Below are 16,295 nucleotides of genomic sequence, written 5' to 3'. Positions count from 1 at the left end.
CATGGTCCGTTTGAGGGATGTCCCCTCTGTTCTCCATTGTTTGAATGCAAGGGTAGGGGCGCTACACCCGCCCCGTTGCACGCGCGCCCCGGCGGATGGGGTGAACAAAGGAGAACAATAAAAATGCTCAACCAAGACCTGATTCGCCAGCGTCTGAGCCAACGTGCCCGCGAGTTGGTGCCGATCCTGCGTGAACGCGCCCTGAATGCCGCGCAAGCCGGCCAGTTGCCTGAAGAAACCCTGAAGGATTTCCACGACGCCGGGTTCTTTCGCATCCTGCAACCGGCCCGTTGGGAAGGCTATGAGCTGGAGCCCAAGGATTTCTTCGACGTGCAGATGACCCTTGCCGAGGGCTGCATGTCTTCGGCCTGGGTACTTGGCGTGGTTGCGATCCACAACTGGCAACTGGCGCTGTTCGACGACCGCGCGGCCCAGGATGTCTGGGGAAGCGACTCCAGCGTGCTGATCTCCTCTTCCTATATGCCGGTGGGCAAGGTCGAGCGGGTTGATGGTGGCTTCAAGTTGAGCGGCCGCTGGGGCTTTTCTTCCGGCAGCAAGCATTGCGAATGGGCGTTCCTCGGTGCGCTGGTGCCGCCGGCAGAGGCGGGCGGGGCGCCGGATTACCGGACGTTCCTGGTGCCGCGCAGCGACTACCGGATTCTCGACAACTGGAACGTCATGGGCCTGGAAGCCACCGGCTCCCACGACATCCAGGTGGAAAACGCCTTCGTTCCCGAGTACCGCACCCATCGAGCGTTCGACGGTTTCATGCAGAACAGTCCGGGCAACGCGGTGAACACCGCACCGTTGTTCCGCCTGCCGTTCGGGCAGATTTTTGTGCGTGCCGTTTCGTCGTCCGCCATCGGTGCCCTGCAAGGCGCGGTGGATCTGTTTGCCGAGCACAACCGCGCCCGGGTCGGGGTCAATGACGGTCGCAAGATGGTCCAGGACCCGGCCGCGCAATCGGCGCTGGCCAACGCCATGGTCTGCGTCGACGAGTGCAAGACCGTGCTGCATCGCAACTTCGCCCTGATGCTGGAGCGCGCGCAGAAGGGCGAACCATTGAGCATGCCCGAGCGGGTGAAGATGCGTTATGACTCGGCGCTGGTGGCCGACAAGTGCGCCAAGGCAGCCGGCGAGCTGATGTTCAACAGCGGTGCTTCGACGATCTTCCGCAGCCATCCGATCAACCGTGCATTCCGCGACATCCACACCGGTCGCGCCCACGTCGCCAACAGCCCGGCCAAGTACGCCTGGAACCTGGGTGGCGTGAGCATGGGGCAGGACAGCAGCGACTTTTTCCTCTGACGCTTCCCTACAAATCGGCTAGTCCGTTTGCGTGATTCGAGCGCCCCGTCGATGCACGAGCATTGACGGTAAGGCGAAGGTCTACGGCGCCGACTGCGCATCCAAATAAGCACAAGGATCAACCATGAAATTTTCCCTGATTTACGAAGCCCAGACGGTGGACTCCAGCCGTGAAGGCGACCGCAAGATTTTCGAAGACACCGTCGAACAGGCCGTGCTGGCCGACAAGCTCGGCTTCGACACCTTCTGGTGCGTGGAACATACCGCGCTGAGCAACTACTCGCACATGTCCGCGCCGGAAACCATGTTGGCGTTCGTTGCCGGTAAAACCGAGCGAATCGGCATCGGTCACGGCGTGGTCTGCCTGCCGCCGGCAATGAACCACCCGGTGAAGGTCGCCGAGCGCATCGCCACCCTCGACCTGCTGTCGAAGGGCCGTGTGCACTTCGGCGTGGGCAAGGGCGGCACCCAGCAGGAAGCAGGCACCTTCGGCTACGACCTGGCGACCTTGCAGCCGCAGATCGACGAGATGATGTACCTGATCCCGAAAATGTTCGTGCAGGACGAGATCGAGCACAACGGCGACTTCGTGCAGATCCCCAAGCGCCCGATCCATCCAAAGCCTTACCAGGATCCGCACCCGCCGATGTACCTGGCGTGCACCAACACCGAGTCGCTGAAAAACGCTGGCGGCCGTGGCATGGGTGCACTGGTGCTGGGCTTCGGTGGCCCGGAAGAGATCGCCAAGAAGGTCGAGATGTATCACACGGCCTACGACAATCGGGATGAGAAGAAGCAGGTCGGTTTCCGCCCTAACCGCCACATCGCCGCGCTGTGCCCGGCCATTGTGCTGGATGACAACGAAGAAGCGCGCCGCATCGGTATTCGTGGCCAACGCTACTTCATGGAGTCCCTGGGCTACTGGTACGGCGGCGGCGAGCGTCCGGACCCGGAGAAGTGGAAAGACGACACCTTCGTCGACGGCAACGGCCAGAGCGTTATCAAGTCGCGCTTCGCCTCCGAAGAAGTCAGCGTCGACTTCTCCGACCCGACCATGGCCATGATGAACCCGAACCACGCCTACGGCACCGTCGAGGATTGCATAGGCTACGTGCAACGCCTGATCGATGCCGGCGCCGACGAAATCCTGTTCATCTGCCAGATGGGCACCGTGCCGCAATGGGCACAGCTGGAGACCCTGAAGAACATTGGCGAGAAGGTGATTCCGCATTTCCGCAAGGGTTGAAAGTTGACGCTAAAGGCGTGAACACCGCATCCCCCCTGTGGGAGCGAGCTTGCTCGCGATAGCGGTCTTACATTCAGCATCGATGTTGACTGGTATGGCCCCATCGCGAGCAAGCTCGCTCCCACAGTTGATCGCATTTCAGGCCTGACATGGACGTCAGGCCAACTTTCCAACGGGTCCCCAAGGCCCGTTTTTTTATGCCTGCCGAATAAAGATTGAACACCGCATACCCCTTGTAGGAGCGAGCCTGCTCGCGATAAACCGGAGAACGCCGCGGGGTGTCAGGCTTTCTGCGTTATCGTTGACGACCATCGCGAGCATGCTCGCTCCTACAGGTTATTGCGCTAGTTCGCGCCACCGATTTGGCCTTTGAATAGAGCCTGTTTAACGGCTGTCAGCGTTACTTGATGAAAGCTACAACGCCTTGCGTCGTTGCCTACAGGTACGCCAGAATCCGCCGGCTTGTGCGCCTTGGACACCCTCGGTAACTTGATTCGCGTCACTGACTCCCAGTGATCGGGTTTAGTAGCCCGTGGCTTAATCCGAGACGTACGACGCATCAATCAGGTTATGTGCCTGTATTTTGATGGTGGCTGTACGTAGGGCGCCCTTGGGCGCGCCGGCTTCTTGGATTCCCCGGTCTACTAACCTGCGTACAGCTGCCACCCCTTCTTTTAGTAGAGAAGTGGTTTCCAGCCCACATCAGGAATCCACACTATGTTCAAGGTCACACCCAATCCGCCGGACACCGATCCAGCATCCCCATACGAACCCGATTCAAAAAAACTCAACGAGGCCGCCGAGCGTGCCCTCGCTTACCACTTCCCCTCGACAGCCGACATCAAAGCCACTCCTCGAACAATCAGCACACTGTTTACCGTCGACCCTGAGGCCACGACCGAAACCCTGGTGGTTTATCTGGTCGAGACGCTGGCCTCGGTCGATGTGATGGTGCATCAACTGGTCAACCATCTGGAAGGTTCGTCACGCAACGTCCTGCTAGGCATTTCAAACAGCGTGATGCTGGCGGAGATCACCGCAAACCGCGTGCTGGATCAAATCGAACCACCTGCATAAACCCGCAACACCACATCCCCCCTGTAGGAGTGAGCCTGCTCGCGATAGCGGTCCTACATTCAATATCAATGTTGACTGTAAGGCCCTCATCGCGAGCAGGCTCACTCCTACAGTTTTTAATGCGTGTACCCCGTCATTTCCGCTAGTCCCATTGGACGATGTTGCCCCTCCCCGAACCCGTTTGAATAGGCCCTACATAAAGTCTCCCCCGGCAATCGCCGAAGGGCGGCACCGCCTGAGAAAAACGAGGAGTGCATCCATGGATATCCGCGGTCTGGGTTACGTCACCCTGTTATCCAGCGACCTGGCGCAATGGCGCCATTACGCAAGCCAGGTGCTGGGCATGATGGTCATCGGCAACGTTGACGACGGCCACCTGTACCTGAAGATGGACGAGCGCCACCACCGCATCCTGGTGCAGAAGAACGCCGAGAACGGCTTCGGTGCCTGTGGCTGGGAGGTGGCCGGCAAGGCGGCGCTGGAACAGGCGGTCAGCGAGCTGCAGCAAGCCGACGTGCAAGTGACCCGTGGCACCGCGGCCGAAGCGGAGCTGCGCAAGGTCCAGGAGCTGGTGCACTTCAGCGACCCGGATGGCAATCGCCACGAACTGTTCTGGGGGCCGTTGCAGGACTTCGCCCGTTTTGTCTCGCCGGTGGGCGTCAAAGGTTTCGTTACCAATGACCTCGGCATGGGCCACGTCGTCCTGCCAGCACCCGCCTTCGAACGCTGCCGCGACTTCTACGAAGAGGTGATGGGTTTTGGCCTGTCGGACCTGATGAAAGTCCGCTTCACCCCGGACCCGGCCGAGCCGCAGAAGCGCATCCACTTCCTGCACTGCAACAACGGCCGCCACCACTCGTTGGCGATTTTCGAGTGCCCGATGCCCCACGGTTGCGTGCACATGATGGTCGAGGTCAACGCGCTGGACGAAGTCGGTCGCGCCCTAGACCGCGTGCACGCCAACGGCGTGAAGCTGTCAGCCACCCTCGGCCAGCACACCAACGACCAGATGATTTCTTTCTATATCAAGACCCCGTCCGGGTTTGACCTGGAGTACGGCTGTGATGGCCTGGTGGTCGACTGGGATCGCCACACGCCGTTCGAAAGCACCGTGGTCAGCCACTGGGGCCACGACTTCAGTGTCGGTCGCCAATGAGGAACAAGACGATGGACAAGCAAAAGACCACCGCCGAGATCGTCGGCCAACTGCGTGACGGCATGACCATCGGTATCGGTGGCTGGGGGCCGAGGCGCAAGCCGATGGCGCTGGTGCGCGAGATTCTGCGCTCGGACCTCAAGGAGCTGACTGTAGTTGCATACGGGGGGGCGGACGTCGGCATGCTCTGCGCGGCCGGCAAGATCAAGAAGCTGGTGTTCGCCTTCGTGTCCCTGGATTTCATTCCGCTGGAACCGTACTTCCGCAAGGCGCGCCAGGAAGCGGCGCTGGAAGTGATGGAGATCGACGAAGGCATGCTGCTGCTCGGCCTGCGCGCCGCAGCGATGAACGTGCCATTCATTCCAACCGCCGTGGGCCTGGGCACTGACGTGCTGCGCCATAACCGCCAGATCAAGTTGATTGCCTCGCCCTATGCCGATGGCAAGGACTGGGTCGCCATGCCGGCGCTCAAGCTCGACGCGGCGCTGGTCCACGTTGACCGCGCCGACAAACGCGGCGTGTGCCAGATCAGCGGTCCGGATCACTACATGGACGACCTGTTCGTGCGCGCTGCGACCCACAGCTACGTGACCTGCGATGAACTGGTCGACAGCGAGTATTTCCATCAGGACAGCGCCCACGCCCATCAAGTGTTCTGGGAACGCAACCTGACCACCGCCGTGGCCCACGTGCCGGGCGGGGCGCATCCGTCTTCCTGCGCGCCGCTGTACGGTTTCGACGTCGCGCATTTCAAGGCCTACAACGCCACGGTCCAGGCGGTCGATGGCTGGCAGGGCTACTTGCGCGACTACGTCGACTGCACCCACGAACAGTATCTGGAAAAGGTCGGCGGCCTGGCTGCGATCCGTGAACTGCCGTTGCCGATTTTCTAAGGAGCCTTTCGATGAGCACTACTGATTACAGCCTCGCCGAGTTGATGATCTGCGCGGCCTCCGAAGCCTGGCGCGAAGACGGCGAAGTATTGGCCTCCGGCATCGGCGTGATCCCGCGTCTGGCCGCTTCGCTGGCCATGTTGACCAGCAACCCGAACCTGCTGATGACCGACTCCGAAGCCTACATGGTCGCCGAGCCGGTGCCTTTGGGCGCACGCAAAGGCTATGAACCCAAGCGTGACAGCTGGATGGGGTTCTCGCGGATTTTCGACAACGTATGGGGCGGCAAGCGCCATGCGCTGGTCGGCCCGACCCAGATCGACCGTTACGGTCAGGCCAACATTTCCTGCATCGGCGACTACGCCAAACCCAAGGCGCAGATGCTCGGCGTGCGTGGTTTCCCCGGCAACTCGATCAGCCACGCCAACTCGTTCTGCGTGCCGAGCCATAACCGCCGGGTGTTCGTCGAAGGCGAGGTCGATATGGTCGCCTCGGTCGGCTACAACCCGGCCCGCCTGGCGCGCGGATGGTCGCTGGACGACATCGACATCCGCCTGATCATCACTGACCTCTGCGTGCTGGATTTCCAGGGCCCGCAGCGGCAGATGCGCATCCGTTCGCTGCACCCCGGCGTCACGGCGGCGCAAGTCCAGGACAGCACCGGCTTCGAGCTGCACGTGCCGGACGATTGCCCGACCACCGCCGCCCCGACGGTCGAGCAATTGCAGCTGATCCAGCGTCTGGACCCGCACAACCTGCGCTCCCTGCAACTCAAAGACAACCCGCCAGGCCAACGCTGAGCAGCGCGTTGCGGAGACAAGTGATGGCTGAAGATAACGATAACAATCAGGCCGAGGTGGTGCTCTACGAAGTGCGCGGCGCGGTGGCCCTGGTCACCATGAACCGCCCCGAGTTCCACAACGCGCAGAACTCGCAGATGACCTATGCGCTGGACGCGGCGTTTCGCCGGGCCTGCGATGACGATGAAGTGAAGGTCATTGTGCTGCGTGGCGCCGGCAAGCATTTCTCCGCCGGGCATGACATCGGCACCCCGGGCCGCGACGTCGACAAGACCTTCGACCGCGCCAGCCTGTGGTACGACCATGTGAACAAACCGGGCGGCGAGTTTCTCTATGCCCGGGAGCAGGAAGTCTATCTGGGCATGTGCCGCCGTTGGCGCGAAATGCCCAAGCCGACCATCGCCATGGTCCAGGGCGCGTGCATTGCCGGTGGGCTGATGCTGGCTTGGGTCTGCGACCTGATCGTCGCCAGCGAGGATGCGTATTTCGCCGATCCGGTGGTGCGCATGGGCATTCCAGGGGTCGAGTATTTCGCCCACGTGCATGAACTCAATCCGCGCATCGCCAAGGAGTTCCTGTTCCTCGGCGAGCGCATGCCGGCGCCACGGGCCTATCAGATGGGCATGCTCAATCGGGTGGTGGCTCGCGACGAGCTGGAGCAGCAGACCCTCGACATCGCCGGGCGCATCGCGCAGATGCCGCGCCTGGGCCTGCAACTGAGCAAGCAAGCGGTGAACAATGCCGAAGACCTGATGGGCAAGCGCGCAACCATGGACATGGTGTTCGGCCTGCATCACTTCGCCCATGCCCACAATGAACTGGTGTCCGGCGACCGCCTCGGCGGCTACGACGCCAAGGCCATGGCCAGTTCCCAGCGCAAAACGGGCGAGGCGTGAACATGGCGATCTCGTTGAATACCCGTTTAACACAACTGCTCGGTTGCCGTTACCCGATCATCCAGACCGCCATGGGCTGGGTCGCCGACCCGAAACTGGTGGCGGCCACGGGCAATGCCGGTGGTTTCGGTTTTCTCGCCGGGGCGACCATCGAACCGCAGCAAATGGAAGCGGCGATTATCGAAACCCGGCGCCTGACCGATCAGCCGTTCGGGGTGAATTTCCATATGTACCAGGCCAATGCCGGCGAGATCGTCGAGCTGGTGTTGCGCCACAAAGTCCGGGCGGTCAGCTACAGCCGTTCGCCGGGCAAGCAAATGATCAGCCGCCTGAAGGATGCCGGCGTGGTGTGCATTCCCACGGTGGGCGCGCTCAAGCATGCGCAGAAAGCCGTGGAAATGGGCGCCGATGCGGTGACCGTGCAGGGCGGCGAGGGCGGGGGACACACCGGTTCCGTTCCTACTTCGATGCTGCTTGATCAGGTGGTCAACGCGGTGTCGGTGCCCGTGGTGGCGGCCGGCGGATTCAAGGACGGCAAGGGTCTGGTGTCGGCTTTGGCCTACGGTGCCGAAGGCATCGCCATGGGCACGCGTTTCCTGATGTGTGCCGACAGCCCGGTGCCCCAGGCGACCCTGGCCCGTTACCTGGCGGTCAAGGACCCGGCGGCGATCATCATCAGCCGCGCCATCGACGGCATGCCGCAACGGATGATCCGCAACGAATTGCTCAACCAGCTGGAAAGCAGCGGCGGTCTCAAGCGCCTGTTGCTGGCGTTGCAGAGTGGCCTGGCGTACCGCCGCCACACCGGCATGAGCCTGACGCAACTGCTGACCAGCGCGCTGAAGATGCGCGGCAGCGGTGAGCTGACCGCCGCGCAAAGCATCATGGCCGCCAACGCGCCGATGGTGATCCAGAAAGCCATGGTCGACGGGCAACCGGCGGCGGGCGTCTTGCCCGCCGGGCAGATCGCCGCATCCATCGACAGCTTGCCCAGCTGCGCCCAATTGATTGAACAGATCGTCCGCGACGCCGAAGCGCGCCTGGGCGAACTGTGCCGCCGTGTGTCGTAAGGGGCCATGCATTGTGAAGGAAGGAAACCATGAAACCATTTAGCGTCAGCATCGAACACGGCATTGCCGAACTGGTCTTCAACCGACCACCGGTCAACGCCTTCAATTGCCAAGGCTGGGCCGATATTGCCAGCGAGATCGAGGGCCTGGGCCACAACAGCGATGTGCGGGTGATCGTGATCCGTGCCGAAGGGCGCGGCTTCTGTGCCGGAGTCGATATCAAGGAACTGGCGGCCGACGGCAACCTGATCGTCGCGGTGAACAAGGGCAACTACGACAGCTTCAAGGCGATCCACCGTAACCCGAAACCGGTGATCGTGGCCGTGCACGGCTTTGTGCTGGGCGGCGGCATCGGTATCTGCGGCGCCGCCGACATCATCGTCGCGTCCGAGTGCGCCACCTTCGGCGTGCCGGAAGTGGATCGCGGGGCCATGGGTGGTGGCGCGCATTTGCAGCGCCTGTTCCCGGTGCAGAAAGTCCGCCACATGTACTTCACCGGCGAGGCCATCGACGCCGCCGAGGCTTACCGCCTGGGCGYGGTGGAGCGGGTGGTCAAGCGCGAAGACTTGCGCGAAGCCGCGTTGCAGATCGCCCGCACCATCGCCGCCAAGAGCCCCGGCATGATCAGCCTCGCCAAGGAAGCGCTGAGCGGCATCGAAGACGGCAATCTGGAAGACAAATACCGCTGGGAGCAGGGCTTCACCCTCGAAGCCTACCGCTCACTGGACTCTCAGGAAGCACGCGACTCGTTCGTCGAGAAACGCGATGCCCGATTCAACGGCTGAAGGCATATCCATGGACCTGACCTATACCCCGGCCCAGCAGGCCTTTCGTGCCGAGGCACGGACCTGGCTGGCGGCCAATGTACCGAGTGAACCGCTGCAATCGTTCGACACAGAACTTGGCTTTGCCCAGCACCGTGCCTGGGAAGCCAAACTCAATGAAGGCCGTTGGGGCATGGTCACATGGCCGACCGAACTCGGCGGCCGTGGCTGCGACCTGATCGAGTGGCTGATTTTCGAAGAGGAATACTACCGTTCCGGGGCGCCGGCGCGGGTCAACCAGAACGGCATCTTTCTGCTCGGCCCGACCCTGATGGAGTACGGCAGCGCAGAGCAGAAGGCGCGATTCCTGCCGCGCATGGCCACCGGTGAAGACATCTGGGCCCAGGCCTGGTCCGAGCCGGGCGCCGGTTCCGACATGGCGGCGATTCGCTCCAAGGCTGAACGGGTTGGCGACCATTACGTGATCAACGGCCAGAAAACCTGGTCGACCCGCGCGGTGTGGGCTGATTGGGCGTTCGGTATTTTCCGTACCGACGCGCAGTCCCAGCGTCATCACGGCCTGACCTTCATCCTGCTGCCGCTGGACACGCCGGGTATCACCGTACGGCCGATCCCGCAGCTCAACGGTTTGCCAGGTTTTGCCGAGATCTTCTTCGACGACGTCAAGGTGCCGGTGGAAAACGCCCTCGGTGGCGAAGGCATGGGCTGGCACGTGGCGATGTCCACCGCCGGTTTCGAGCGCGGCTTGTTGCTGCGTTCACCGGCGCGCTTCCAGGAAACCGCCAAGCGTCTGGTGCAGCTGTATCTGGCCAATCGTGAACACGCCGACCGCGACCCGGCCATCGGCGAAGCGGTGATGCGCGCCTGGCTGGATGCCGAGGCCTACACCCTGAGCACCTACATGACCGCCTCGCAACTGGTACAGGGCGGCAAGATCGGGCCGGAATCGTCGACCAACAAGATCTTCTGGTCGGAACTCGACCAGCGCATGCACGACACCGCCATGAGCATTCTCGGAATGCGTGGCGAGCTGCTGCCCGATGCCCCGGCCGCCGGTGACGTCGGCCATTGGCTGGAAGGCTTCCTGTTTGCCCAGGCCGGGCCGATTTACGCCGGCACCAACGAGATCCAGCGCAACATCATTGCCGAACGCATGCTCGGCATGCCGCGTGCCTGAGGAATAGACCATGGACTTTAGTTTCAGCCGCGACCAACTGCTGTTTCAGGACAACGTCCGCAGCTTCCTGATCAACGAAGTCACCCCGGAACGCATTCGCGAACTGTGGCAGAGCGACAGCGGGCGCAGTGAGCGACTCTGGGCGCAGCTGGTGGAACTGGGCCTGACCGCCTTGACCGTGCCCGAGGCGCAGGACGGCATGGGCATGAATGAGCTGGATTTCGTGCTGATTGCCCAGGAGTGCGGTTATGCCGGGCTGCCAGAACCGCTGGTGGACACCATGCTGGTCGGCGTGCCGCTGCTCGCCACCCTGGATGAGCAACACGCGCCACTCAAACAAAAATGGTTGTCGCGGGTTGCCGAGGGCCGAGCGCGTCTCGCGGTTTCCGAGCCGGGTAATCCGCTGGTCAGCGATGCCCATGTCGCCGATCTGCTGTTGCTGGCCCATGGCGACGAAGTGCATGCAGTGGAGCGTGATGCCGTGCGCCTGACCCGCAACGAGTCGGTCGATCCGAGCCGTCAGCTGTTCCAGGTCGAGTGGACGCCAACTCCCGCCACCTGCGTCGCCAGCGGTGAGCAGGGCCGACGCCTGTGGGCGGCCGCCTTCAATCGTGGCGCCCTCGCCAGTGCCGCGCAATTGCTTGGGCTGGCCAAACGCATGGTCGACCTGGCGGTGGACTACACCTTCGAGCGCAAGCAGTTCGGCAAGCCGGTGGGTTCGTTCCAGGCGGTCAAGCATTTGATGGCCAACGTCGCGGTACAGATCGAGTTCGCCAAAGGCCCGCTGTACCGCGCCGCTTACGCGCTGGCCGAGCAGCAACCGGGGCAAGACGTGCTGGTATCCCACGCCAAACTGGCAACGGCGGAAGCGGCCATGCTCGCCGCGAAGAACACCATCCAGGCCCACGGCGCCATGGGTTACACCTGGGAAGTCGACTTGCATCTGTTCATGAAGCGCGCCTGGGCTCTGGACAAGGTCTGGGGCGATCGCGGCCATCACAAAGGACGGATTCGCGCTGCGCTGTTCGGCGGCAACCCCGCGCTGGGTGCGGGCAGTACGTTCTAACTCATCAGTAAGGGTGACTACATCCCTGTGGGAGCGAGCTTGCTCGCGATGAGGCCGGCACATCCAACATTGATGTCAGCTGACGCACCGCCATCGCGAGCAAGCTCGCTCCCACAGGTTATCGGCGCCTGATTTTAATATTTTCACCGAGGTACACCATGCCGGAAGCCTACATTGTCGACGCCCTGCGTACGCCCACCGGGCGGCGCAAGGGTGGTCTGAGCCAGATCCACGCCGCCGACCTGGGCGCCCACGTATTGCGCGCACTGGTCGAGCGCAATGCCATTCCCGACGAGGATTACGACGACGTGATCTTCGGCTGTGTCGACACCATCGGACCGCTGGCCGGGGACATTGCCCGCACCAGTTGGCTGGCGGCCGGTCTGTCGCAAGCGGTGCCGGGCACCACCATCGATCGCCAGTGCGGTTCGTCCCAGCAAGCGGTGCACTTCGCCGCCCAGGCGGTGATGAGCGGCACTCAGGACGTGGTCGTCGCCGGTGGCGTGCAGACCATGACCCAGATCCCGATTTCCTCGGCGATGATCGCCGCCGAACCCTTGGGCTTCACCGATCCGTTCAGCGGTTCCGAAGGCTGGGTGCGGCGCTATGGCGCGCAACCACCGACGCAGTTCCGTTCGGCGCAGATGATCGCGGAAAAATGGGACCTGTCCCGGGCGCAGCTTGAAGCCTATTCGCTTGAGTCCCATCGACGTGCCTTGCAGGCCATCGAGCAAGGCCGCTTCAACCGCGAGATCGTGCCACTGGCCGGCGTGATGCATGACGAAACGCCGCGCCAGACCAGCCTGGAAAAAATGGCCGAGCTGGAATTCCTGTTCGGCTGTGACCGGGTGACCGCTGCGGTGTCGAGCCAGACCTGTGACGCGGCCAGCGCGATGCTGATCGTCTCGGAAGCGGCGCTAAAGCGTTACGGCCTGACACCCCGTGCGCGTATCCATCACCTGAGCGTGCGCGCCGAAGACCCGATCTGGATGCTCACCGCGCCGATCCCGGCCACGGCCTACGCGCTCAAACGCGCGGGCATGAAGCTCGAAGACATCGACCGCGTGGAGATCAACGAAGCCTTCGCGTCGGTGGCCATGGCCTGGTTGAAAGAGACGGGCTACCCCCATGAACAGACCAACGTCAACGGCGGCGCGATTGCCCTCGGCCATCCGCTGGGCGCCACCGGCACCCGCTTGATGTGCACCTTGCTGCATGAACTGGAGCGCAGCGGCGGACGCTTCGGCATGCAGACGATGTGCGAAGGCGGTGGTCAGGCCAACGTGACCATCATCGAACGTTTGTAAACCAGGATGCACACCGATCCTGTAGGAGCGAGCCTGCTCGCGAAGACGTAGTGTCAGCTACATCAATGTTGGCTGACCCACCGCTATCGCGAGCAGGCTCGCTCCTACAGGGATTGTGTCGACCAGTGATGAATTTGGAGGATGTAGAACATGAAAATCTGTGAAAACCGTGTGGTGATCATCACCGGTGCCGGCGGTGGCCTGGGCCGCGCCTACGCGCTGGCCTTCGCCGCTGAAGGCGCGAAAGTGCTGGTCAACGACATCAACCGCGAAGCGGCGCTGGCCGTGGTCGGCGAAATCCTCGGCCAGGGCGGCAGCGCCGTGGCCAATAGCGACGACATCACCCGCTATGACTCGGCGGGGCTGATCGTGCGTCAGGCCATCGAAACCTTCGGCGACCTGAACGTGGTGGTCAACAACGCCGGCATCTGCCGCGACCGCATGTTCGCCAGCCTCAGCGAAGCCGATTGGGACGCCGTGGTAGCCGTGCACCTGAAGGGCCACTTCTGCATTTCCAGCCACGCCGTGAAGTATTGGCGTGAGCAGGTCAAGGGCGGCGCCAGGGTCGATGCGCGGATCATCAACACCAGTTCCGGCGCCGGTTTGCAGGGCTCCATTGGCCAGTCCAACTACGCGGCGGCCAAGGGCGGTATTGCCTCGCTGACGCTGGTGCAGGCGGCGGAACTGGGCCGCTACGGGATCACCGCCAACGCCCTGGCGCCGGCCGCGCGCACCGGTATGACCGAGCAAGTGTTCGCCGACACCATGAAAAAGCCTGAAGAAGGCTTCGATTATTTTGCCCCGGAAAACGTCGCGCCGCTGGTGGTGTGGCTCGGTTCCGAGGCTTCCGCCGAGGTGACCGGGCAGATGTTCGAAGTCGAGGGCGGCAAATTGTCGATCGCCGACGGCTGGCGCCGTGGTCCGCAACTGGATCGCCAGGGCCGCTGGGCAGTCGGCGAAATGGGCGATGCCGTCGCGCAGCTGGTGGTTCAGGCCGTTCCGGCGGCCAAAGTGTACGGCAGCTGAAAAAGACCGGTCTCGGGAGGGCTGTGCATGGCTATAATCGGCCCCTGATGCCGATCACCTGTAGGAGCGAGCCTGCTCGCGAAGAACTCAAGCGCAACGCGTTCATCCAGACAGGGCGCGTTTTCGTTAACGTCCATCGCGAGCAGGCTCGCTCCTACAGATGCAAATGACCCACGTTCCCTCCAGACGAGACCTGCCATGACCATTTCCCTGTACGACGCTTCCGTGCCTGTTTTCCAGCAAATGCTCAACGCCCTGAGTGATGTACTGAAAAAGGCCGAGGCTCACGCCACCGAGAAAAACATCGACCCTAACGCCTTCCTGCAAGCGCGCCTGTTCCCGGACATGTTCCCGCTGGTGCGTCAGGTGCAGATCGCCGTTGATTTCAGCAAGGGCGTTACCGGTCGCCTGGCCGAAGTCGAATTGCCGAAGTACGACGACACTGAAACCACCTTCGCCGAACTGCAAGCGTTGATCGCCAAGGCTCTGGCCTTCATCGGCAGCATTACGCCTGCGCAGATCAACGGCAAGGAAGGCATCGAGATCGTGACCCGTCCGGGCACGCCTAAAGAGAAGCGCTTCAGCGGCCAGTCCTACCTGCTGACCTACGGCCTGCCGCAGTTCTTCTTCCACGTCACCACCACTTACGCACTGCTGCGCCACAACGGCGTGGAAGTGGGCAAGCGTGACTACATGGGCGCGTTCTAAACAGTTCAGGTACAAAAAAGCCCGCCAAGGTTTGCGCCTTGGCGGGCTTTTTCGTTGTTGAGCATTCTTCATCTACACCGCTTGACCTGTGGGAGCGAGCTTGCTCGCGATRGCGGTATAACTTTCAACATTTATGTTGACTGACCCACCGCYATCGCGAGCAAGCTCGCTCCCACAGGGTCCGCAGTGTTATGCCAATCGCTGTACTTTTTCTTCTTCACCCAGGCAAGCCGCCGCGGTGAACAGCACATCGGTGGACGAGTTCAGCGCGGTTTCCGCCGAGTCCTGCAATACGCCGATGATGAAACCGACCGCTACCACCTGCATGGCGATTTCGCTCGGGATGCCGAACAGGCTGCACGCCAGCGGAATCAGCAACAGCGAACCACCCGCCACGCCCGAAGCACCGCAGGCGCAGATCGCTGCGACGACGCTCAGCAGGATCGCGGTGGGAATGTCCACGGCGATGCCGAGGGTGTGCACGGCCGCCAGGGTCAGTACGGTGATGGTGATCGCAGCACCCGCCATGTTGATGGTCGCGCCCAGCGGGATCGATACCGAGTAGGTGTCTTCGTGCAGGCCCAGACGCTTGCTCAACTCCAGGTTGACCGGAATGTTCGCCGCCGAGCTACGGGTGAAGAACGCCGTGATGCCGCTCTCACGCAGGCAGGTCAGGACCAGCGGGTACGGGTTGCGCCGCAGTTTCCAGAACACGATGAGCGGGTTCATCACCAGTGCCACGAACAGCATGCAGCCCAGCAGCACGGCCAGCAGGTGCGCGTAGCCGATCAAGGCGCCGAAGCCGGAGGTGGCCAGGGTCGATGCCACCAGACCGAAGATGCCCAGCGGGGCGAAGCTGATCACCAGGCGCACGATCACCGTCACGCCGTTGGACAGGTCGCCCAGCACTTCACGAGTGGTATCGCCGGCATGACGAATGGCAATGCCCATGCCGATGGCCCACGCCAGAATGCCGATGAAATTGGCGTTCATCAGCGCGCTGACCGGATTATCGACCACGCTCAGCAACAGGCTTTGCAACACTTCGCCAATCCCGCCTGGCGCTGTGACCGCGACGTCCTGGGTCGACAGCACCAGGCTCGACGGGAACGTTATGCTGGCAACCACCGCGACCACGGCCGCAGCGAAAGTGCCCAGCAGATACAGGAACAGAATCGGCCGGATGTGGGTTTCCTGGCCGTGCTTGTGGTTGGCAATCGATGCCATGACCAGCACGAACACCAGAATCGGCGCGACGGCTTTGAGCGCCGAGACAAACACTTTGCCGATGAACGCCGTGGACTTCGCCAGGTCGGGGGCAACCAGCGCCAGGGCAATACCGGCGATCAGGCCGATCACGATCTGTGTGACCAGGCTCAGGCGTTTAAGGCGTTGCAATAGAGAAGGGGATGAAGCAGTCATAAAACGGCATCTCTGATTTTTTATAAGTGCGAGGTTTCGCCGCGCTTGCAGCAACGAACAGGGCAGGCCGCAGGCAGGAAACCGAGAAGGAAACACAGGGTGTAGAACGCCGCAATCCTTGTGGGAGCGAGCTCGCTCCCACAGGTTTGCCCCTTAAATGATCGGCTTTGATCACAGGGTGTACATTTTTCAGGGCGCGGACTTTATCACAGCGCAGGCACGATCTTTCAGACCTGTGACGAACTGCCACCCTGGCATTCAACGAGATAGGCAGGTTCGTGCAACCGGGTTCGGAAACACTCTGTTAAGATTCGCCATCCTCATTTTCATGTCTGCCAGTGGGCCTCCGGGCTATCGC

The 16,295-nt window shown here is 62.2% G+C and carries 15 protein-coding genes; 14 read left to right on the top strand and 1 reads right to left on the bottom strand.

Annotated elements, in window-relative coordinates:
- The first annotated feature begins 123 nt into the window (after window positions 1-123).
- The 14 genes from AC1DRN_RS18985 (at window position 124) to AC1DRN_RS18920 (ending at window position 14,515) form a co-directional block, all read left to right on the top strand.
- Window positions 124-1,308, top strand: a complete 1,185-nt coding sequence (locus AC1DRN_RS18985; RefSeq protein WP_223462348.1) for an acyl-CoA dehydrogenase family protein — start codon at window positions 124-126, stop codon at window positions 1,306-1,308.
- A gap of 124 nt (window positions 1,309-1,432) precedes the next feature.
- A complete protein-coding gene (locus tag AC1DRN_RS18980; protein ID WP_223462347.1) occupies window positions 1,433-2,554 on the top strand; it encodes an LLM class flavin-dependent oxidoreductase in 1,122 nt (373 codons plus the stop codon).
- 717 nt (window positions 2,555-3,271) lie between these two features.
- On the top strand, window positions 3,272-3,631 hold the full coding sequence (locus AC1DRN_RS18975) for a DUF6124 family protein (RefSeq protein ID WP_223462346.1): 360 nt from the start codon (window positions 3,272-3,274) through the stop codon (window positions 3,629-3,631).
- A 259-nt stretch (window positions 3,632-3,890) separates the two neighbouring features.
- Entirely contained in the window at window positions 3,891-4,787 is an 897-nt protein-coding gene (locus AC1DRN_RS18970; RefSeq protein WP_223462345.1) for a VOC family protein, read from the top strand.
- A gap of 11 nt (window positions 4,788-4,798) precedes the next feature.
- Window positions 4,799-5,680: a CoA transferase subunit A gene (locus tag AC1DRN_RS18965; RefSeq protein ID WP_223462344.1), complete on the top strand. Its 882-nt coding sequence runs from the start codon at window positions 4,799-4,801 to the stop codon at window positions 5,678-5,680.
- Between the two features lie 11 nt (window positions 5,681-5,691).
- The gene (locus AC1DRN_RS18960; protein WP_223462343.1) at window positions 5,692-6,480 is read left to right on the top strand and encodes a CoA-transferase subunit beta; all 789 of its coding nucleotides are present in this window, start codon (window positions 5,692-5,694) and stop codon (window positions 6,478-6,480) included.
- A 23-nt stretch (window positions 6,481-6,503) separates the two neighbouring features.
- Window positions 6,504-7,376: an enoyl-CoA hydratase gene (locus AC1DRN_RS18955; RefSeq protein WP_223462342.1), complete on the top strand. Its 873-nt coding sequence runs from the start codon at window positions 6,504-6,506 to the stop codon at window positions 7,374-7,376.
- Window positions 7,377-7,378: 2 nt separating this feature from the next.
- On the top strand, window positions 7,379-8,446 hold the full coding sequence (locus tag AC1DRN_RS18950; protein WP_223462341.1) for an NAD(P)H-dependent flavin oxidoreductase: 1,068 nt from the start codon (window positions 7,379-7,381) through the stop codon (window positions 8,444-8,446).
- 29 nt (window positions 8,447-8,475) lie between these two features.
- Complete coding sequence (locus AC1DRN_RS18945) at window positions 8,476-9,231, top strand: enoyl-CoA hydratase family protein (RefSeq protein WP_477786771.1); 756 nt, start codon at window positions 8,476-8,478, stop codon at window positions 9,229-9,231.
- 10 nt (window positions 9,232-9,241) lie between these two features.
- On the top strand, window positions 9,242-10,408 hold the full coding sequence (locus AC1DRN_RS18940; RefSeq protein ID WP_223462365.1) for an acyl-CoA dehydrogenase family protein: 1,167 nt from the start codon (window positions 9,242-9,244) through the stop codon (window positions 10,406-10,408).
- Between the two features lie 10 nt (window positions 10,409-10,418).
- On the top strand, window positions 10,419-11,474 hold the full coding sequence (locus AC1DRN_RS18935; protein WP_223462339.1) for an acyl-CoA dehydrogenase family protein: 1,056 nt from the start codon (window positions 10,419-10,421) through the stop codon (window positions 11,472-11,474).
- Between the two features lie 158 nt (window positions 11,475-11,632).
- A complete protein-coding gene (locus AC1DRN_RS18930) occupies window positions 11,633-12,781 on the top strand; it encodes an acetyl-CoA C-acetyltransferase (RefSeq protein ID WP_223462338.1) in 1,149 nt (382 codons plus the stop codon).
- 150 nt (window positions 12,782-12,931) lie between these two features.
- Window positions 12,932-13,807, top strand: a complete 876-nt coding sequence (locus AC1DRN_RS18925) for an SDR family oxidoreductase (RefSeq protein ID WP_223462337.1) — start codon at window positions 12,932-12,934, stop codon at window positions 13,805-13,807.
- Between the two features lie 198 nt (window positions 13,808-14,005).
- A complete protein-coding gene (locus AC1DRN_RS18920) occupies window positions 14,006-14,515 on the top strand; it encodes a DUF1993 domain-containing protein (RefSeq protein ID WP_223462336.1) in 510 nt (169 codons plus the stop codon).
- A 189-nt stretch (window positions 14,516-14,704) separates the two neighbouring features.
- On the opposite strand, the gene sstT is transcribed toward AC1DRN_RS18920, so the two are convergent.
- The gene (gene sstT / locus AC1DRN_RS18915) at window positions 14,705-15,937 is read right to left on the bottom strand and encodes a serine/threonine transporter SstT (protein ID WP_223462335.1); all 1,233 of its coding nucleotides are present in this window, start codon (window positions 15,935-15,937) and stop codon (window positions 14,705-14,707) included.
- Between the last annotated feature and the right edge of the window lie 358 nt (window positions 15,938-16,295).

This window comes from Pseudomonas sp. P5_B3 (assembly GCF_056400405.1).
The sequence above is the reverse complement of the archived record's forward strand: the minus strand, read 5'-3'. Positions and strand labels throughout refer to the sequence as shown.